The following is a 19,932-nucleotide window of genomic DNA, read 5'->3' as shown; positions in this document are numbered from 1 at the left end:
CTATCGGGGGACGCGCGGCAACCGCAGGCCCGCGGTGGCAATGAGCTCGCGCATGATCTCGTTCACGCCGCCGCCGAAGGTCACTACCAGGTTCTGCTTGGTGCGCCGATCCAGCCAGGTCAACAGGTCGGCCGTGGCCGAATCCGCGGGGTCGCCGAACCGGCCCACGATCTCCTCGGCGAGGCGGCCCGCCTCTTGCACCGCCTCGGTGGAGAACACCTTGGTCGCGGAGGCGTCCGCAATGACATCGCGCGGATCAGCATCGGGCCGTTCCGAATTGGAGGCGACCTGCCAGTTCAGCAGTTCATTGAGCCGCACCATGGCATGCAGGCGGCCCAGCGGCCGCGCCACATCGATCTCCCCCAGCACGCCCTGTTTGATCGCCCAGTCCCGTACCCGGTCGTAGAGCTGCTCGATCTTGCCGGACGGCCCCAGGCTCACCCGCTCGTGATTGAGCTGGGTGGTGATGAGCTTCCAGCCCCGATCCACCTCGCCCACAATCATGTTCGCGGGGACACGCACATTGTCGAAGTAGGTGGCATTGGTGTGGTGCGCGCCGTCGCAGGTGATGATCGGCGTCCACGAGTAGCCGGGATCGGTGGTATCCACGATCAGGATGGTGATGCCGCGGTGCCGCGACTCCACCGAACCGGTGCGCACGGCCAGCCAGATGTAATCGGCCTCGTGCGCACCGGTGGTGAAGATCTTCTGCCCGTTGACGATCCAGTCGCCATTGGCATCCCGCACGGCGCTGGTGCGGAGGGCGGCGAGGTCGGTGCCCGCCTCCGGCTCCGAGTAGCCGATCGCGAAATGAATGTCACCGGACAGGATTCCGGGCAGGAACTTCTGCTTCTGCTCATCGGTGCCGAAGCTCTGCAGTGCCGGGCCGACGGTCAGCAGGGTGACCAGCGGCACCGGCACATCGGCACGCACCGCCTCGTTGTAGAAGATCTGCTGCTCGAGCGGCCCGAAACCGTGGCCGCCGTACTCCTTCGGCCAGCCCACACCGAGCCAGCCGTCGGAACCCATTCGACGCACCACCGCGCGGTAGGCGTCGCCGTGCCGGTTCACCAGCATCTCGGCCTCCTCCTCAGGAGTGACGAGACCGGTGAAGTACGAACGAAGGTCGTCGCGCAACCGCCGCTGTTCGACGGTCAGTTCGATGAACATCTGGCCCCCAATCGATCCAGCCGCAGCGATTCGCCGCCGAGCCAGCGGGCGATGTCCTTGGCCTGTGAGTAGTAGCGGTGCAGTGGATGGGTCATATCGACGCCGAGGCCGCCGTGCAGGTGATGGCACTTCTGCATGGCCGCGGGTAGTTCCGAGGCCACCGTGTAGGCCAGCACGTCGAGATCGTCGTCGGTGCGTTCGCGATGTTCGGCGGTATCGAACGATCCAGGGTTGTCGCCACCCTGCGCGAGCGCCCAGTTGGCCGAGGCGGCGGCCGCGTGCAGGGTGCGCGAGACCACGTAGACGTCGGCGATCTGCTGTGCGACAGCCTGGAATTCGGCCAGCGGACGACCGAACTGCTCACGGGTGCGCAAATGTTCGGCCGTCAGCACCAGCACCCCCTTCAGCAGACCATCGGCCACCGAGCCGATACCGGCAACCGCGAAGCGGTGCAGCTCGGCGAGACCGCCGGGCAGCAGCCGCTCGGCCGGGATCTCCACCTTGTCGAGCGCTAGCGAAAACTCCGGCACACCATCGGAAGTGGGGTTGGCGGTTCGGGTCAGACCCGCCGCGTCACCGTCCACGACCGCGATGCCGTAATCGGTGGGCACCAGAATCCAGCGCGCGGTATCGGCATAGGGCACCGCCACCTTGCGGCCGGAGATGCGCACCGTATCGCCGTCGGCCACCGCGGTGGTCTCCGGGCGCACCGTGAATGGCGCGCCCGGCTCATTGAGCGCGGCGGTAATGATCGCGCCAGCGGCAACGGCGGGAAATACCTGCTCCCCCACCGCATCCGGAGTTCCGGCGGCAATGAGGGGCAGGACGCCGAAGCCCAGCGTGGTCAGCGCCGGGACCTGAACGGCATCGGTGGCCAACTCGGTGAGCAGGGCCGATACCTCCAGCAATCCCATACCGTCACCGCCGAATTCCTCCGGCAGTGCGACGGCCAGCAACCCGCTGTCGACCAACTTCGGCCATAGCCCAATATCGCGTTCGCTTTCACGCTCCAGCAAACTTACGACAACCTCGGCGACAGCGTCCTGGCTCTCGTCCCTGGTGAAGTCCAATGCAATGCTCCCGGTTAGTTTGGGCTGGCTAGTGCGATTCGCGCGGCAACCCGAGAATCCGTTCACCGGCAACGGTCAACAGAATCTGTTCGGTCCCTCCCGCGATGGACAAACAGCGCGTGAGCAGGAATTCTTTCACCACGTCGGTGTCCAGTGCCCCCGGCACGCCAGCCAGTTCGACGGCAAATTCAGCCACCGCCTGCCGATGGCGGACACCGACCAATTTGCGAACGCTCGATTGCGCGCTCGGATCGCCTCCACTGAGCAGTTTTTGGGCCGCACGAGCTTCTAGCAATGTTCCAGCTACCGATTCTGAAATGAGGCTTCCCAGACGATCCGCCACCACTTCGGCACCCGGCCCGGAGGTCGGTGCCGCAGCGATCAGGTTCTCCAGTTCGTCGCCGATGCCCTTGCCACCCATGGCGACCCGCTCGGCGGACAGCGTCGAGCGAGCGATCTTCCAGCCATTGCCCAGCTGACCGACCAAGCACTCGTCCGGGACGAAGACATCGTCGAGGAATACCTCACTGAATCTCGCCTCGCCGGTGATCTGAACAAGCGGCCGAATTTCCAGACCCGGGCTCTTCATATCGACCAGGAAATAGCTGATGCCCTTGTGCTTCGGCGCGGTCGCATCGGTGCGGGCCAGGCAGATACCCCAGGTGGACTCCTTGGCGAGAGAGGTCCACACCTTCTGCCCGCGCAGGTTCCAGCCGCCCTCTACCCGCTCGGCCACGGTGCGCAGCGCCGCCAGATCCGACCCGGCACCCGGCTCACTGAACAGCTGGCACCACACCACGTCACCACGCAGGGTGGGCACGGCGAAGCGCTCGATCTGCTCGGGCGTGCCGAATTGCAGCAGGGTCGGTATCGCCCAGTTGGCAATGGCGATATCCGGCAGTTCGATTCCGGCCTTGCGGATTTGGTCCTCGATCAGCGACCGCAGGATCGGCCCCGCTCCGCGCCCATAGGGTGCGGGCCAGTGCGAAGCGAGAAGTCCGGTCTCCGCCAAGGCGTTTCGCTGCTCCGCCGTTGGCAGGGCGGCGATCCGCGCGAGTTCGGCGGCCAGTACCGCGGCCTGCGCCGAGTCCAGGCCGACGGCCTCCCAGTCGGGCTCGCCCGACATGGCGGGGTCGGCACCCAGATCTAGGCCGACGGTGCGTCGCTGACCCGCGAGGGTCAGTTCGGTGACGCGAGCCCGCCAATACGCCGAACCACCCAGTAGTTGTCGCAGGGCAACGGCCCGGCGCAAATACAGATGGGCGTCGTGTTCCCAGGTGAAACCGATTCCACCCAGCACCTGAACGCAATCCTTGGCGGTCTCCACCACGGCGTCCAGCGAGACGGCCAGGGAGATGGCGGCGGCCAACTGAAGTTCCGAACTACCAGTATCGACCGCGTTCGCGGCATCGGCGGCCACGGCGCGAATCTGTTCGGCCCGGCACAGCATCCAGGCGCAAATGTGTTTGACCGCTTGGAATTCGCCGATCTTCTTACCGAATTGCTCACGCACCTTGGCGTATTCGGTCGCGGTTTCCAGACACCATCCGGCGATTCCGGCGGCCTCGGCGGCAACCAGGACCGCCGCCAGATCATGAACGGATTCGCGTGGTTCGAAGATCTTCTCCGAAGGCACAACGACTTCCGAACAGGTGACATTCGCGAGCGGTGTGCTGAGGTCCAGCGGAGCCAGCGGCTCCACCCGTAGTCCCGCCGTATCGGCGTCGATGAGACACCACAGTTTCCGGTCACCGTCACGTACCGGGACCAGCACCGCGGTACCCGGTGCGGCCCCGATCACAGAGTCCCACTCACCAGACAGCGTGAGACCCGATTCATCTACGGATATTGCGATTTCGCCCCCCAGGGCAACACCGCACGGCGTATTCTCGTCGAGCATCTCCCCGGCAATGAGTCCAGCCAATGCCGTGGAGAGAACGGGTCCGCCGACTAGATCATGCGCAGCCTGCTCCACCAGGACCGCGAGATCACCGACTGTTCCGCCCGCGCCGCCGGCCTCCTCCGGCACCGCGACACGGAATATTCCGAGATCGGCGAGGCGCGACCAGTATTCGCGCCAATAATCCGGCTTACCGGTCCGCATTGTTGCAATTGGGCTCACCGCAGCGGCCCATCCGCGCATCGACTCCTGGACGGCTTTATGCTCGTCAGTGGTGGCGATGGTCACACTCCGTACCGCCTTTCCGGCGTGACTCCCACACCTAGAACATGTTCTAATATCACTCTCGGGCGTAAGTCAAGGCGTCGCCTGGGTGCGGTACGAACTCGTAGCCCAAAGGCAACGCTGGGCTAGCCGAACCGAAACGATTCGTGCAGGAAAGGACTTTCAACCGATGGCCAGTCCCTCCCGATCGCAGGCCGCCGACTCGGCGGCCGCCACGCGCACCGCACCGGTGACCACGCTCAGTGAAGACGACCTGAGTTCGGCCGCCCAGCGCGATCGGCGCAAGCGCATCCTCGATGCGACCATGGCGCTGGCCTCCAAGGGCGGTTACGACGCGGTCCAGATGCGGGCGGTGGCCGAACGCGCCGATGTCGCAGTCGGCACGCTGTACCGCTACTTCCCCTCCAAGGTGCATCTGCTGGTCTCCGCGCTGGCGCGGGAATTCGAGCAGTTCGAGAGCCGCCGCAAGCCGCTGCCGGGCGAGACCCCGCAGGAGCGCATGCACCTCATGCTCCAGCAGGTGACCCGCGCCATGCAACGCGATCCACTGCTCACCGAGGCCATGACGCGAGCGTTCATGTTCGCCGATGCCTCCGCGGCCGCCGAGGTCGACCGGGTCGGCAAGGTGATGGACCGCTTCTTCGCCCGCGCGCTCGCCGAGGACACCCCCACCGAGCGCGAGTTGGCCATCGCCCGTGTGATTTCCGATGTGTGGATGTCCAATCTGGTGGCGTGGCTCACCCGTCGCGCCTCCGCGACCGATGTCACCGAGCGACTGGAGCTCACCGTCGACCTACTCATCGGCAACGGCGGGCGCTGAGTTCCCCGACCGCCGCACCCGAAGCAGCAGCACTCGAAGCGCGGACCGGGTTCGCGGTTGCCATCACGGCTCGCGTACCCGGACGTTTCGGACATCGAGGGCCCGACAGTCGCAAAAGTCTCGAGTCTCACAGTGGTTTTTTCGGTAGCCGTTCCGGCTATCCGGAAGGTGTATCCGGCACCCCGGAATCCTTGCGCTCCAAGATCATCGGCCGACCGAGCGCACCTCGACCCCTGCGGCATCTGACCGGGTTTCCGCAGGTGAGGGTGGTATCAATCGGGCAAACCGGCCGTAACCGGCCAGTGTTCACACCGCGAACGCCACCAAGTTCGCCCGAATGTAAACGCCATGTATCACGCCCCCAACATGGGGGCAATCCACTACCAGTAAAGTCTCCCGCGCCCTGAAAATTCTCCTCCGATCACTAGGTTGGATGCGTGAGCGCACAGGATTTGCCACTGGAACTTCGCCGGGCACTCTCGGCCGTCGCCCGAGTGCCGCGACTGTTGGTCGCGTCGGACTACGACGGAACGATCGCACCGATCGTGTCCGACCCCGCGAAGGCGTATCCCCATCGGGAGTCGGTGAACGCCTTGCGCGCGCTCGCCGGACTGACCGGCACCACCGCCGCTGTGATCTCGGGCCGTGCGCTTCGCGATCTCGCGGCCCTGTCCCGGCTGCCCGTCGAAGTGCAGCTGATCGGAAGTCACGGCTCGGAATTCGATGTGGGCTTCGTGCACGCCATCGATAACGACGCCAAACAGCTACTGCAGGAAGTGCAGACGACGCTGACCCAGATCGCCCAGGACAATCCGGGCGTCTCCGTCGAGATCAAACCGGCCAGCGTGGCCCTCCACGTCCGCAACGCGAGCCCGGAAATCGGGCGCCGGGCCCTCGTGCAGGTGCGGCAGGGGCCCGCCAGCTGGGTCGGCGTACAGGTCACCGAGGGCAAAGAGGTCATCGAACTCGCGGTCGTCGAGACCGATAAGGGCGCGGCCCTCGATATCGTCCGACATCAGCAGGGCGCCTCGGCGGCGGTGTTCATCGGCGATGACGTGACCGACGAGAAGGCCTTCACACGACTGTCGGGCCCGGATGTCGGCATCAAGGTCGGCGGCGGCGAGAGCCTCGCGAAATACCATGTGGAGAACACCGAAACGGTATCCAAGGCGCTGGCCTTCCTGCTGGAAGAGCGCCGCACCTGGTTGGCCGGTGCCAGCGCCCCCCGCATCGAGCGGCTGACCATGCTGGCCAGTCCGCGTTCCAAGGCCCTCGTCACCCCGGACGGCACCATTACCTGGCTGTGCCATCCCGAACCCGATTCCGCCGCGGTATTCGCACACCTGCTGGGCGGACCGGACGCGGGGCACTTCACCATCACACCGGAACGCGGTGGACTGCCACTGTCGCAGCGCTATATCGACGGCACCATGACCGTCGAAACCCGCTGGGCCAGTTTGCAGCTCGTCGACTATCTGCCACACGACGTGGTACCCGAGCGCACCGACCTGACCCGCGTCATCACCGGCGACGCCAAGGCCGTGGTCGTCTTCGCGCCGCGCCCCGAATTCGGCCAGGTGCCGGTCCGGATCATTCGCCAGGCCGGCGGCTTGCAGGTGCAGGGCACCAACGATCCGATCGTACTGCGCTCCCCCGGAGTCGACTGGGAGATCATCGACGACGGCAACCACCACACCGCCCGCGCGGTCGTGGATCCGAGGCAGGGCCCGGTCATGCTGGAAATGCGCTGCGGCACCTCCGATCTCGCACCCGCCATGACGGCCGAGACCGACCGCCGACGGGAAGCCGAGCGGTACTGGGCCCAATGGGCCTCGAAACTCGAACTGCCGCCGCTGAAGCCGGATCTCATGAAGCGGTCCGCGCTCACCCTGCGCGGACTCGTGCACGCGCCGTCCGGGTCGATTCTGGCCGCGGCCACCACCTCGCTGCCGGAAGACATAGGCGGCGTGCGCAACTGGGACTATCGGTACTGCTGGCTGCGCGACGCCTCGCTGACCGCGTCGGCACTCGTCTCGCTCGGATCACTGCACGAGGCAGAGGAATTGCTCGCCTGGGTGCACCGGGTCCTGGAAACGCTGCCCGGACCCGAACGCCTGCACCCGCTGTACACCTTGTACGGCGAAACCCTGCCGCCGGAAGCCGTTATCGATCAGCTGCCCGGATACGCCGGTTCGCGGCCGGTGCGTATCGGCAACGCCGCGAATATGCAGGTGCAGCTGGATGTGTTCGGGCCCATCGTGGACCTCATCGCGCAGCTCGCGCACGCTCGGGAACGCAAGGGCATCACCGATCCGAGTCAGGCGCTGCCGGACGCGGATTGGGAACTCGTGAGCGCCATGGTGTCCGCGGTACAGCGGCGCTGGCGCGAACCCGACCACGGCATCTGGGAGATTCGCGGCAATCCGCGCCACCACGTGTACTCGAAGGTCATGGGCTGGTTGACCATCGACCGGGCGGTGACCGTGGCCCAGCAGTTCGGGCGACCCGTCGACCCGGATTGGGAGAAGCTGCGCGACACCATCTCCGACGAGGTGAAGGTCGAGGGCTGGAACGACGAGGTCCAGTCCTACACGGCGGCTTACGACGGCACCGATCTCGACGCGGCGACCCTGCACATCGGGCTCAGCGGGCTCATCGACCCGTCCGATCCGCGCTTCCGCGCCACCGTGGTGGCGACCGAGGCGGAATTGCGCAGCGGATCCACCGTGTACCGCTACCACCACGACGACGGGCTGCCCGGCGGCGAGGGTGGATTCCATCTGTGCGCGGCGTGGCTGGTGGAGGCATACCTGCTCATCGGCAAGCGGGAGGACGCCGAGGCATTGTTCGCGCAGCTGGTGGATGTGGCCGGGCCGACCGGACTGCTCAGCGAGGAGTACGACCCCGTCGCCGAGCGGTCCCTGGGCAACCATCCGCAGGCGTACAGCCATCTCGGTCTGCTGCGCTGCGCCCAACTGCTCAGCCAGCCGGTGGCGGCGCTGACGACGTAATAGGCATCCGATATTCCGGAGAGCGAGCCCGCGTGTGCCACGCGGGCTCGCTCTCGTTCTCTCGTGTTACTGAACACAGATGTCGTTTGCGATGCTGGCGTCTCCGGGCGTGTGAGCTACATTTAAATGGAAATCGTTTCCGTTTGAGCTAGTGCATGTGGAGTACCCCAGCGTGACCAGTAAATTTGCTCGACTCGCAGGCATTGCCGTGGGTGTTGCCACCATTGCCGCTCTGACCGCCTGCGGAACCGCGAAGAACGACTCGGACCAGCTCACCATCGTCGCGTCGACGAATGTCTGGGGCGATATCGCCAAGACCGTCGCCGGATCCGACGCCGAGGTCGAGTCGCTGATCTCCGATCCCAGCGCCGACCCGCACTCCTACGAGGTGACCCCCGTCGAGGCCGCCAAGATCAGTGACGCCGACCTGATCGTCTACAACGGCGGCGGCTACGACGAGTTCATCGACAAGGCCATCGCGGGCAAGGACAAGAAGGCCATCAATGCCTTCGAGATCGCCGGAGAGGACGCGCACGAGGCTCCGACGACCCCTGCCGCCCCCACCACCGCCGAGGGCGCGCACACGCACGACCACGAGACCAATGAGCACGTCTGGTACGACGTACACATTGTCGGTGAGGTCGCCGAACACATCGCCGAGGTGCTGGGCGATATCGATCCGGACAACAAGCAGGCCTACGCCGACCGCGCCGCCGCCTTCAATGACAAGCTCGCCGGAATCGACGCCATTATCGAGAAGATCGCCGCCGAGCACCCGAACACCCCCGTACTGCAGACCGAGCCACTGGCCTACTACCTGCTGCTCGAGGCCAAGGCCGACGACCGCACCCCGCACGAGTTCCAGGAAGCCGTCGAACAGGGCACCGACCCGTCCCCGGCCTCCGTCGCGACCGTGCGCGACCTGCTCACCAATAAGCAGGTCCGCGCCCTCATCTACAACAGCCAGACCGAGGACAAGACCACCAAGGACCTCAAGGCGATCGCCGAGGCCGCCGGAATTCCGGTGGTCGAGGTGACCGAAACCCTGCCCGAGGGCCTCGATTACATTCAGTGGCAGACCCAGAACGCTCAGGCCCTGGCCCAGGCCCTGAGCTAGGCCGCAGTCACCGCATGACCATCACCGTCCACGACAAGGGAGTCGCGCTGACCGAGCCGACCGAGGGGGTACCGCAGTCGCCGCGCGCACGTACCGCGCCCGGTGCGGACGCCGCGCGACCCTCGACCGGTGCGGCCCGGTCCCCCGCGACCACCGATGCGCCCGACTCCTGCGCCACCGCCGATAACGGTTGCCCGGTAACGGGAGCGCCGCCGAGTGGCGAGCGGATAATGGACACTTCCATGCCGCCTTCCCGCGCTCACGAGGTAGCGGGAATCAATGGACGGGGCGATGACATGAATACGCCTGTGAACAATGCGGTTTCGACGGGCTCCGCCACCGCCCCATCACACGACGGCCTCCGCACCGAAACACCTGGCATGAACGGCATGGACAATCGGGTACCCGAGTCGAACGACGGCGCACCCGGTGACGTGCGGGTACTGTCCGGCTCCGGGGCCGCCGCGGTGACGAGCGGCAACGGCACGCCCGCTGTGCGACTGTCGAACGCGCGATTGGCGTTCGGGGAACGCACGCTGTGGGACGGGCTCGATCTGGACATCGCGCCCGGCGAGTTCGTTGCCGTACTGGGGCCCAACGGGTCCGGTAAGACCTCGCTGTTGAAGGTGCTGCTGGGACAACTCGGGCTGTCGGCGGGTACGGCCGAGATCGCGGGGGCGCCCACCCGGGCCGGAAATCGGCATATCGGCTATGTGCCACAGCAGAAGACGATCGATGGCGGGGCGCAATTGCGCGGCGTGGATCTGGTCGGACTGGGTGTGGACGGGCATCAGTGGGGACTGGGACTGGGCGGGCGCAAGGAGCGCAGGCGCAAGGTGACGGCCGCGATTACCGATGTGGGCGCGGAGGAATTCGCGAACGCGCCGCTGGATGTGCTCTCCGGTGGTGAGCAGCAGCGGCTGCGGGTGGCGCAGGCACTGGTCGGCGATCCGCGCGTACTGCTGTGCGACGAACCGCTGCTCAGCCTCGATCTGGCCAACCAGCGCCTGGTTTCCACACTCATCGACAAGCGGCGCCGCACCCACGACACCGCCGTGCTGTTCGTGACCCACGAGATCAATCCGATTCTGCCGCTGGTGGATCGGGTGCTGTACCTGGTCGACGGAAAATTCCGGATCGGCCCGCCCGATGAGGTGATGACCTCGGAGGTGCTCTCGGAGCTCTACCGCACCGAGGTGGATGTGCTGCGGGTACGCGGCCGCCTGGTGGTGGTCGGTACCGGCGACACCATGGATGCGCTCGGCGCGGCCGGAGCCCAGCACTGCCACGGCGATGCCGCCGGTGAGGTGCGGGGATGAACGACAAACTGACCGGCGTCCTCAGCAAGATGTTCGACTTCTCCACCACCGCGAACCTGCTGTCCTACGACTTCGTCCAGCAGGCGGTGCTGGCGGCCGCGCTGCTGGGATTGCTGGCGGGTGCGATCGGCCCGCTCATTGTCAGCCGCCAGATGTCCTTCGCGGTGCACGGCACCAGCGAACTGTCACTCACCGGAGCCGCGGCGGCGCTGCTGTTCGGTATCGGTGTCGGATTCGGAGCCATTGCCGGATCGGTGGTCGCGGCCGTCCTGTTCGGGCTGCTGGGTTCGCGTGCGCGCGAACGGGATTCGGTCATCGCGGTGGTGCTGTCCTTCGGTCTCGGCCTCTCGGTGCTGTTCCTCTGGTTGGGTCCCGAACGCGCGGGCTCGAAATTCTCCCTGCTCACCGGTCAGGTGGTCAGCGTCGGCGATACCGGCCTCGGCCTCCTCGCCGCCTGCACCGTCGGTGTCCTGGTAGTACTCGCATTCATCTACCGCCCACTGCTTTTCGCCAGCACCGATCCCGAAGTAGCTGTCGCGCGTGGAGTCCCGGTGCGCGCCCTGGCCGTGGTCTTCGCCATCCTGGTGGGTATTACCGCCGCCTTCGGCGTCCAGATCGTCGGCGCACTCCTGGTGCTCGCCCTGCTCATCACCCCGGCGGCAGCGGCGGCGCAACTCACCGCCAACCCGATGCACTCGGCAATCCTGTCGATCATCTTCGCCGAAACCGCGGCGGTGGGCGGCATCCTCCTGTCGCTGGCCCCCGGCGTCCCCATCTCCACCTTCGTCACCGCCATCTCCTTCGCGATCTACGTGATCTGCCGAATTATCGGTACCCGCACCAGAACCCGCCGCCGAGAACTGGTGGCGGCCTAACCACACCGCCCACCACCTCGCGCCCCAGGGTGCGCGAAATGGCTGAGACGCGCGCCAAGCCCGGCAGCAATGCCCTTGGCGCGCCCCAGAACCCGCGATCTGCCGCATGAGGGGCAGCAGATTGCGCCCACCACGCACCCTCCTGCGCCGACGCCCCCTCGTCCAGGCGTGGGAGGGGCGTGCGTGTGCACCGCCCGGCAAATCACGTGCTCCCCTGCTACCCCACCGCGCCACAGGAACACGCCGCCCCGGCATCCGGCATCCGGCAGGGGTCGTGCCGCCCTCCTCACCCTGGCATGCCTTGCCCTCACCTCCCCGGCATACGTCGTCTCGTCATCCCGGCGTGCTTTTGGCCGGGATCCACTACCGCGCGGCAGATTCGCCCTACGGTCCGATGCGTGCCGCTTTTCCAGGGTGTGGTGGATTCCGGCCAAGTGCGCGCCGGAATGACCGGTGACCGGTGACGGGCAACCGGCAACCGGCGACGGGCGGGCGACCAGCAATCCAGCGACCCGTGACCCGTGACGGGCGACCCGCAACCAGCGACGGGTGGCCGAGCGCGGATCGCCAGCAACAGCTGTGAGTCAGGCGTTGCCTTCGCCTGCGAGGGCGAACAGGCCGTCGGAGGTTTGCTCGACCAGGCCGTCCACCAGCAGCGAGTCCAGTGCGCGGTCGCGTTGGCCCGGGTCGCGGGTCCAGGCCAGGTCCAGGCGGATTCGTTCGACGGGGCCGTGGGCGGCGCGGAGGACGTCCATGAGGCGGCCGCGGGCTTGGCGGTCGGTGCCCTCGTATTTCTGGGTGCGGCGGACCACGTCGGAGGCAGGGCGACCGGCGGTGATCCAGGCGCAGGTGGGGAGGGGGCAGCGGGTGCAGTCGGGGTTGCGGGCGGTGCAGATGACCGCGCCGAGTTCCATCAGGGCGGCGGAGAAGACGGCCGCGCGGGGGATGCTGGGTGGAAGCAGGGCTTCGGTTTCGGCGAGGTCGCGGGCGGCGGGGTTGCCCGCTTCGGCGCGGCCGTGCACGGCGCGGGCCACCACCCGGCGGACATTGGTGTCCACCACCGGAACTCGTTGGCCGTAGGCGAAACAGGCGACGGCGCGGGCGGTGTACGCGCCGATACCGGGGAGACTCAGCAGGATGTCCACATCGGTGGGCACCTCGTCACCATGGTCGCGAGCCAGCACCTGAGCGCACTCGTGCAGCCGCAGCGCCCGCCGCGGATAGCCGAGCTTGCCCCACGCGCGCAGCACCTCCCCCTGCGATTCGGCGGCCATCGCGGATGGCACCGGCCACCGCGCCACCCATTCCCGCCAGATCGGCTCCACCCGCACCACCGGCGTCTGCTGCAGCATGATCTCGCTCATCAGAATCTGCCACGCCGTCACCCCGGGCCGCCGCCACGGCAGATCCCGCGCCGTCTCCTGATACCAGTCCACGAGTACATCGGTATCCATCTCGCCCCTCCTCCCGGCCCGTCGGAGCCGGAAAATCCCCCGACACCACGCGCGATCGTAGTCACCACCCACGACCAACTTCCCGCGCGCCCCGCACGCCGATTCCCAGCCCGCACCAGTGTCCGCACGCCACTTCCCGGGCGGACTACCGCAAGTCGGTCGAGCAGCCACCCGCACCGCCATCGGCTGGACTCGACAACAGAACGCCACACCGACAGTGCGCCGCCCCGACGACACCACCCACGACCGTAGCCACCACCCACGACCCACGTCCCGCATACCGACTACGCCACCAGTGTCCGCACGCCACTTCCCGGGCGGACTACCGCAAGTCGGTCGAGCAGCCACCCGCACCGCCATCGGGCGGGCTCGACAACAGAATTCCGCGCGGACAGTGCGTCGCCCCGCCGCACGGCCCGTCGGAGCCGGACCCGGCCCCTTTCCGCGCGCCCACAGGTCGGCCGAGCCATCCGCTACGCCCGACCAGTCCGCAACACAGCTCATTCGCCACTTCCCGAGCTCGTCCCGGTGGCGGATTCCGCACATCGGACCGTGAGTGCCGCGCAGATGTGGACTGCCGGGCCAGGCCCGCCGGGGCCACGTGTCGGCGGGCACCCGTCTCGGGCGCGGCAAGCCCAGTACGGTCCACCGTGTCCACGCCCTGAGCGCGAACGTCGTCGAGGGCGGCCGGGAGTACCGCCACGTCACCCGTTCCCGTCGGCGAATCGTCCGTGGATGGCGGACCGGGGTGCGCGCCGGACTCGGCCGTTGGTACTCAGAGGCAGGGTGCGAGGATCGAGTTCTTCGCCATCCTCGGGCGTGGCGTGGCGGCGGCGGTTCCCGTGGCGACGCACCGGGGTTTCCGCGCGTCAGCGGGGGGTGCTCACCGGTCTCGCCGCGCCCGAGCAAGGGCATATTTGCCATGCCGTAACGTCACGGACTCGCCGGTAACAGCTCGACTGTGGAAAATGGGACGCATGCCGCATTCGAACCCGATCAGCGCATGGAAGTCCCTTCGCGAGGGCAATGAACGCTTCGTCAATGGGACGCTGCTTCACCCAAGCCAGGGGGCAGCGGACCGGGCCAAACTTGTCGGAGGGCAGCAACCACAGGCGATTCTGTTCGGTTGCGGTGACTCGCGGGTAGCTGCCGAGATCATCTTCGATCAGGGCCTGGGCGAGATGTTTGTGGTGCGTACCGCGGGACATGTCATCGACAGTTCGGTACTGGGCTCCATCGAATACGGGGTGCACGTACTCAATGTGCCGCTGATCGTGGTGCTCGGGCACGACAGCTGCGGCGCGGTACACGCCACCATCGACGCTCTCGACAATGGCAATGTCCCGGGCGGATTCATCCGCAGCGTGGTCGAGCGGGTCACCCCGTCCATCCTGCTCGGTCGCCGCGAGGGACTGAACTCGATCGACGAACTGGAAGCCCGGCACGTCGAGGAGACCGCCCGCCTGCTCATGCAGCGCTCGATGATCATCTCCCAGCGCGTGGCCACCGGCGAATGCGCCATCGCCTGTGTGACCTACAACCTCGAAGAGGGCGAGATCAAATTGCAGCGTGTGATCGGCAATATCGGCGAGGTCGTCTGATCCGGGTCCGCAATGATTCGCACTGGTCAGGGGCTCGCGCACGACGCCGGAGCCGAGGGCGCTGAAATGTACCCGGCGCCACCGCTGTTTCCCACCCGACACGCCGAGACCCTGAGCGGTATGGGCGCAAGCGTGCCCTTACCGTAGTTGCCGTGCTGGAACCGAATGGACCTCTGCCGCCGGAAATCTACTGGCGCCGCCGTTTGCTCGCGATCGGAGCGGTGGTGGTCGCCCTCGCACTCGTGCTCTGGCTCGCCTTCGCGCTGCTGCGCGGCGACGGAAGCGACAGCCCCGGTGCCAATCCCTCGACCACGGCGGCCAGCAATAAGGCCGCCGGAAGCTCGAGCGGCGCATCGGAGTCCGCGTCCGGGAGCTCCTCGGCTTCGGCGACGGCGGCCTCCGGCGCCGAGGCCGCGCCAGCGGGCCAACCGTGCCCGGACCAATCCCTGGCGGTGAAGGTGAACGTCGGCCAGCCCACCTACAAAACCGGTGAGCAACCGGTCTTCGGCATTGTCATCACCAATATCTCCAGCGACGCGTGTGAGCGCGATATGGGCTCGGGGCTGCAGCAGATCTCGGTGCAGTCCCTGGACGGCCAACGCCGGATGTGGGCCAGCACCGACTGCTATCCGGACGGCACCCCGGACGTGCGGATCCTGAATCCCGGTCAGCAGGCGGCCTTCACGGTCACCTGGTCCGGCTCCAGCTCCCAGCCCAGCTGCGCGGGCGAACGCGTCCAGGTCCCGCCGGGCGCGTACACCGTTGTGGCCCAACTGGGTTCGGTCCGCAGCTCCCCGGAACCGTTCAATATCGCCTGATCTGACGACTCGTCATTCCAGCATGCTGTTCGCTGGAATCCACCGCACCTCGGGGCCAGCACGCCGAGGTTGGTAGGACGAACCTGTCATGCGGGCAGTGGATCCCGGCCAAAAGCACGCCGGGATGACGAGCCGCGGCACCCGCCGCCGATAACGAGCAGCCGCAACCCCCACCACCCGAAGACGAGCAGCCGCAACCCCCGCAGCCGCGCCAACTGAGGGTGGTGTCGCGATGTCGCCTGCCCGCCTTCGGCATTCCGGCGTGCGTTTGGCCGGAATCCACACTTCCGGGTAGTGGATCCCGGCCAAAAAGCATGCCGGGATGACGGGGCTGCACCGACAACACGCCTTCAACCTCGGCAACACCGAAGGCCAGCAGCCGCACCTGCCGCGACGGTCAGAAACCACCATTGGCGGCGAGGCGCGACAGTCCCTCGCGAATGCGGCGGGCCGTGGCCGGGCTGATGCCGTGCACTGCCTCCAACTCGGTCTGAGTGGCGTCCAATAGCGCACGGAGCGTGCCGAATACATCCACGAGCGGTTCTACGCGGCGGAACGGCACCCTGGGAATCTCGGCCAGGAGCCGGTAGCCACGCGGGTCCACGGGGGTATCGAGGGCCTCGATGGTCGCCGGATAGCCCAGGGGCGGAGCCAGATCCGCCAACTCGAGCAGATCGGGCTCCGCGAGTGCGTCCAGGCGCGCCAGCGCACGATCGACCTGCGGTGCACCGACCTGCTCGGCCACCAGGTAGTCGCGAATCAGCAGCCGACGCAGGTTCTCGGTATCGGCGACCAGCTCGGCCAGCTGCAGGGCGAGCTGGCGGCCGTCCACACCGAGTTCCAGTACGGCCTGGTCGATCTCGCCCGCGGTGCGCCGCATCAGCTCCAGACAGTGCACCACGACGAGCACGTCACGCAGGGTGGCGGAATCGTCGATCTCCAGCGCCGACAGTCGCCGCGTCACCTCGTCGAGGCGGGCGCGGTAGCGCTGCAGGGTGGCCATGGCCTGATTGGCGCCGGTCAGAATGGTCGGCGACTCCTGCACCAGGTACCGGGTTCCATTGGCGTACACGGTGATAATGCCGGTGGAGCGGCTCACCGACACCACCGGATATCCGGTATGGGCGGCGGTGCGCTCGGCCGCCTTGTGCCGGGTACCCGACTCCACCGTCGGCAGCGCCGGATCGGGTACCAAATGCACATTCGCCCGAACGATTCGCGCACCATCGGTGCAAAGCACCACCGCCCCATCCATTTTCGACAATTCCCGCAATCGCGTCGGCGCGAATTCGATATCCAATTCGAACCCGCCATCGCAGATGTTCTCGACGCGATCGTCATAGCCGAGCACGATCAATCCACCGGTGCGCCCGCGCAGAATGCGATCGATCCCATCACGCAATTGCGTACCCGGAACGAGTCGCGCGAGCACATCCCACCGGGCGTCATCGGAATTGTCCGACACCGCGGGATTATCCGTGCTTTCGACCGTATCAGCGGCCGCGCGAACCGGACCCGCCAGTCCGAGTAGACCAGTCACCCACCGCCGCGCCATTACTCGACACCTTCCCCGCACTCCATCACGGCACACACTACGAAATACCCTGTGAACAGCCGAAACCCGATACCGTCAGCGCTGAATTGTCAGTGCTGTCCACCGCATTCGCGGCACCGCGAACCGGGCCGGTCAACCCGAGCAGGCCACTCATCCACCGTCCGCCCATCACTCGATACCTTCCTCGCGCACCATGGGAGCGCGCACCACGAAACCCCCTTGAACAGACCGAATCCCACGTTCACCGATGCGAAACCCGGTGCGGCCGAACCGAACGCGGTGCCGCCTGGCCACCCTCGTCATCCCGGCATGCATTTGGCCGGAATCCCCACTCCCGCAGTGGTGGCTCCCGGCCGAACGCCTGCCGTGCCGCCGGGGACGTGCCGACATCACGCCAGCGATCTCGACAATCACCCGGCAGCTTCGACGGCGGCCGCCTTGGCCGCCCGCCGCCGACGCACACCGATCAGCCCCAGCGCCCCACGCAGGTCCGTGACCTCGTGCAATCGCATCTTGCGCCCGGCGCGCTCCACTCCCGGCGGCACCACCGCCTCGGTGAATCCGAGCCGCTCCGCCTCGGCCAGCCGCTGGTTCAACCCCTGCACCCGGCGCACCTCCCCCGCCAGCCCGACCTCACCGAGAATCACCATCCCGGGCGAGAGCGCCTGATCCGCGTCGGCGCTGGCAATGGCCAGCGCGACGGCCAGATCCGCCGCGGGTTCCGAGAGCCGCATACCGCCCACCGTTGCCGCGTACACATCATGTTTTCCCAGGTAGAGGCCGCAACGGCTCTGCAGCACCGCCAGCACCATGGAGACCCGGTTGTAGTCCAACCCGCTCACCGCGCGCCGCGGCGCCGGCGCCTGGGTGGTGACCGTCAGCCCCTGCACCTCACCGAGCATGGGCCGCTTCCCGTCCATGGCCACCGTGATCGCGGTACCCGGCACCGAGGTGCCCCGATGATGCAGGAACAGCCCGGAAGGGTCGTCCACGCAGGCGATGCCGTCCTCACGCATCTCGAAGCAGCCCACCTCGTCGGTACTGCCGAAACGGTTCTTGAGGCCGCGCACCATGCGCAGCGTGGAGTGCTTATCGCCCTCGAAGTGCAACACCACGTCCACCAGGTGTTCGAGGGTGCGCGGCCCGGCCACCGCCCCGTCCTTGGTGACGTGTCCGACCAGCAGCACCACGATGCCGCTGGATTTGGCCAGCGCCGTGAGCGCGGAGGCCACCGCCTTCACCTGGGTGACACCGCCCATCACCCCGTCGGCGTCGGCGGCCAACATGGTCTGCACCGAATCGACCACCAGCAGTGTGGGTTTCACCTGGTCGACATGGCCGAAGATGGTGGCCAGATCCGATTCCGCCGCCAGGTACACCTTCTCGTGCACCGCCCCGGTCCGGTCGGCCCGCAATCGCACCTGTCCGGCCGACTCCTCCGCGGTCACATACAGCGACCGCTCTTCATGCTGTCGCGCCCAGCGGTGCGCCACCTCGAGTAGCAGGGTCGACTTACCCACGCCCGGCTCGCCGGATAGCAGCACCACCGACCCGGCCACAATGCCGCCGCCCAGTACCCGGTCCAGTTCCGACACTCCGGTCGAACGCGCCTGGGTGGTCTTGGAATCGATGCTGGACAACGGCGCGGCCGCGGTACTGGGCAGCATCGCCCGGCGTCCCACGGCCACGGTCGCCGTTGCCGCCGCGACCTCGTCGACGGTGCCCCAGCTATTGCAGTCGGGGCATCGGCCCACCCACTTGGCGACCTCGTGCTGACAGGAGGAGCAGCGGTACAGCGTTTTCACCTTGGCCACGCGCGCAGCCTAGTGACGGGCTCCGACATGCCCGGGGTCCGCCGCACCGGTGACAGCCCCGAAATCACGCCCGCACCCGTTCCAGCAGACTGGAAACGGGTGCGGGGGGTAGGTAAGTGGTGCGACAGCGGGTCAGTGACCGCCGGTGCTGGCGCCCTTTTCCTCGCTTTTCGACTTATCGGTGACGGCGCGCTCGAGGTCGTGCCCGGCATCGACCGGAACGTTCACGAGCACGGTGCCGTTCTCCTTGAAGTTGAATCGCACCGGGTAGGTGAGGCCCGCGGTGACGTCGTTCTGCAGCCCGGTGATCTCGATCTTCAGCGGCTCGGCGGCCGGGTCGGCGGTCTCATCGCCGGGCGCCTGTGTGGGAGTGGCGGGCGCGTCGTCGGTGGTCGGCGCCGGGGTGCCGTGATCGTCGTGCCCGGCGGCCTCGGCCGCCTCGGGCGCACCGGCCACGATGGTCCCCTGCGGCTTGATCTCGGCCTTGCCGTCGATCTGCACCGAACCCAGCTCGGGGGCCTCGACGCTGACGAGGGTGTCGCTCTTGAACTCACCGCTGTTGATGGCGCTGAACGCCAGCAGGGCCTTGCCGCCCTTGGCGTTGTTGTACTCCTCCGACTGCGGCAGCAGAATGCGCACGTCCCGGAGCGCGACCTTGCCGACGTCGGCGTTATTGCCATTGACGGCCGCAACCTGCGCCGCCGTCTGCGAAACCTGACCGGTACCGCAACCCGACAACGCGAGCGCCGCGCCGGCGGCGAGTGCAACTACTGTCGCGGCACGCCGCGCCTTCGACGCTGTGGTGGCTTTCTGGGCAGTCACGGGTTGTCCTCCATGTCGACCGGGCTCACTCCACTATGGAGAGTAGTAGTCAAAGAGAGTAGTGGTTGACTTCTCCGCCTTCGCGTCGGGGCGGTGTCGCACTCGATGCCGACTCGGGTATCGCAATTGCGTGATGCGCCAACGGATGAACGTGTTGGACCGCGCGACGGTATCCCCTTATGACACAAGGGAGATGCACACTCCCTGGGTTATGTCAACCCCCGCCGCCGCCTCGTTGTGGCCCTGACCTGCGTCGTTGATCGCGCCGTTACCGAGTCGCATGTTAAACTGTGAACATCGA

At 67.0% G+C, this 19,932-nt stretch carries 14 protein-coding genes; 7 read left to right on the top strand and 7 right to left on the bottom strand.

Annotation, left to right across the window (positions count from 1 at the left end):
* The 3 genes from NU1_RS03675 to NU1_RS03665 are packed head-to-tail and all read right to left on the bottom strand — an operon-like array spanning nt 1 to nt 4,428.
* The gene (locus NU1_RS03675) at nt 1-1,170 is read right to left on the bottom strand and encodes an acyl-CoA dehydrogenase family protein (RefSeq protein WP_067517360.1); all 1,170 of its coding nucleotides are present in this window, start codon (nt 1,168-1,170) and stop codon (nt 1-3) included.
* Nucleotides 1,155-2,240, bottom strand: a complete 1,086-nt coding sequence (locus NU1_RS03670; RefSeq protein WP_067517357.1) for an acyl-CoA dehydrogenase family protein — start codon at nt 2,238-2,240, stop codon at nt 1,155-1,157. Before NU1_RS03670 ends, NU1_RS03675 begins: the two co-directional genes overlap by 16 nt.
* Nucleotides 2,241-2,268: 28 nt before the next feature.
* Complete coding sequence (locus NU1_RS03665) at nt 2,269-4,428, bottom strand: acyl-CoA dehydrogenase family protein (RefSeq protein ID WP_067517355.1); 2,160 nt, start codon at nt 4,426-4,428, stop codon at nt 2,269-2,271.
* Between the two features lie 166 nt (nt 4,429-4,594).
* Between NU1_RS03665 and kstR the strand changes: the two genes are divergently transcribed.
* From kstR to NU1_RS03640, 5 genes are all read left to right on the top strand, one after another.
* Nucleotides 4,595-5,245 (top strand): cholesterol catabolism transcriptional regulator KstR, encoded by a 651-nt coding sequence (gene kstR / locus NU1_RS03660; protein ID WP_067517353.1) that lies wholly within the window; start codon nt 4,595-4,597, stop codon nt 5,243-5,245.
* A 437-nt stretch (nt 5,246-5,682) separates the two neighbouring features.
* Entirely contained in the window at nt 5,683-8,256 is a 2,574-nt protein-coding gene (gene otsB / locus NU1_RS03655; RefSeq protein WP_067517351.1) for a trehalose-phosphatase, read from the top strand.
* A gap of 172 nt (nt 8,257-8,428) precedes the next feature.
* Nucleotides 8,429-9,373, top strand: a complete 945-nt coding sequence (locus NU1_RS03650; RefSeq protein WP_067517447.1) for a metal ABC transporter solute-binding protein, Zn/Mn family — start codon at nt 8,429-8,431, stop codon at nt 9,371-9,373.
* 389 nt (nt 9,374-9,762) lie between these two features.
* Nucleotides 9,763-10,692, top strand: coding sequence for a metal ABC transporter ATP-binding protein (locus NU1_RS03645; RefSeq protein ID WP_084520966.1), 930 nt, complete (start codon nt 9,763-9,765; stop codon nt 10,690-10,692).
* A complete protein-coding gene (locus tag NU1_RS03640; protein ID WP_067517349.1) occupies nt 10,689-11,567 on the top strand; it encodes a metal ABC transporter permease in 879 nt (292 codons plus the stop codon). The genes NU1_RS03645 and NU1_RS03640 overlap by 4 nt, the downstream gene beginning before the upstream one ends.
* Before the next feature lie 584 nt (nt 11,568-12,151).
* On the opposite strand, the gene NU1_RS03635 is transcribed toward NU1_RS03640, so the two are convergent.
* Complete coding sequence (locus NU1_RS03635) at nt 12,152-13,021, bottom strand: HhH-GPD family protein (protein ID WP_067517347.1); 870 nt, start codon at nt 13,019-13,021, stop codon at nt 12,152-12,154.
* A gap of 977 nt (nt 13,022-13,998) precedes the next feature.
* On the opposite strand from NU1_RS03635, the gene NU1_RS03630 reads away from it, so the two are divergent.
* Together NU1_RS03630 and NU1_RS03625 are read left to right on the top strand one after the other, a co-directional pair.
* Nucleotides 13,999-14,622: a carbonic anhydrase gene (locus NU1_RS03630; RefSeq protein ID WP_067517345.1), complete on the top strand. Its 624-nt coding sequence runs from the start codon at nt 13,999-14,001 to the stop codon at nt 14,620-14,622.
* 152 nt (nt 14,623-14,774) lie between these two features.
* Complete coding sequence (locus NU1_RS03625) at nt 14,775-15,440, top strand: hypothetical protein (protein ID WP_067517344.1); 666 nt, start codon at nt 14,775-14,777, stop codon at nt 15,438-15,440.
* Between the two features lie 397 nt (nt 15,441-15,837).
* Here the strand turns inward: NU1_RS03625 and disA are convergent, their stop codons facing one another.
* From disA to NU1_RS03605, 3 genes are all read right to left on the bottom strand, one after another.
* Entirely contained in the window at nt 15,838-16,905 is a 1,068-nt protein-coding gene (gene disA / locus NU1_RS03620; RefSeq protein WP_067517443.1) for a DNA integrity scanning diadenylate cyclase DisA, read from the bottom strand.
* A 500-nt stretch (nt 16,906-17,405) separates the two neighbouring features.
* Nucleotides 17,406-18,809 (bottom strand): DNA repair protein RadA, encoded by a 1,404-nt coding sequence (radA, locus tag NU1_RS03610; protein WP_067517340.1) that lies wholly within the window; start codon nt 18,807-18,809, stop codon nt 17,406-17,408.
* Between the two features lie 132 nt (nt 18,810-18,941).
* Nucleotides 18,942-19,631: a copper chaperone PCu(A)C domain-containing protein gene (locus NU1_RS03605; RefSeq protein WP_067517338.1), complete on the bottom strand. Its 690-nt coding sequence runs from the start codon at nt 19,629-19,631 to the stop codon at nt 18,942-18,944.
* Nucleotides 19,632-19,932: the final 301 nt, after the last annotated feature.

The organism is Nocardia uniformis NBRC 13702 (genome assembly GCF_001613345.1).
Classification (GTDB): Bacteria; Actinomycetota; Actinomycetes; order Mycobacteriales; family Mycobacteriaceae; genus Nocardia; species Nocardia uniformis.
The sequence above is the reverse complement of the archived record's forward strand: the minus strand, read 5'-3'. Positions and strand labels throughout refer to the sequence as shown.

What these genes read in the sequence shown, in the direction of transcription:
- NU1_RS03675 (WP_067517360.1), bottom strand. Translation starts at nt 1,170, where the DNA reads ATGTTCATCGAACTGACCGTCGAACAGCGGCGGTTGCGCGACGACCTT.
- kstR (WP_067517353.1), top strand. Translation starts at nt 4,595, where the DNA reads ATGGCCAGTCCCTCCCGATCGCAGGCCGCCGACTCGGCGGCCGCCACG.
- NU1_RS03645 (WP_084520966.1), top strand. Translation starts at nt 9,763, where the DNA reads ATGGACAATCGGGTACCCGAGTCGAACGACGGCGCACCCGGTGACGTG.
- NU1_RS03640 (WP_067517349.1), top strand. Translation starts at nt 10,689, where the DNA reads ATGAACGACAAACTGACCGGCGTCCTCAGCAAGATGTTCGACTTCTCC.
- NU1_RS03635 (WP_067517347.1), bottom strand. Translation starts at nt 13,021, where the DNA reads ATGGATACCGATGTACTCGTGGACTGGTATCAGGAGACGGCGCGGGAT.
- NU1_RS03630 (WP_067517345.1), top strand. Translation starts at nt 13,999, where the DNA reads ATGCCGCATTCGAACCCGATCAGCGCATGGAAGTCCCTTCGCGAGGGC.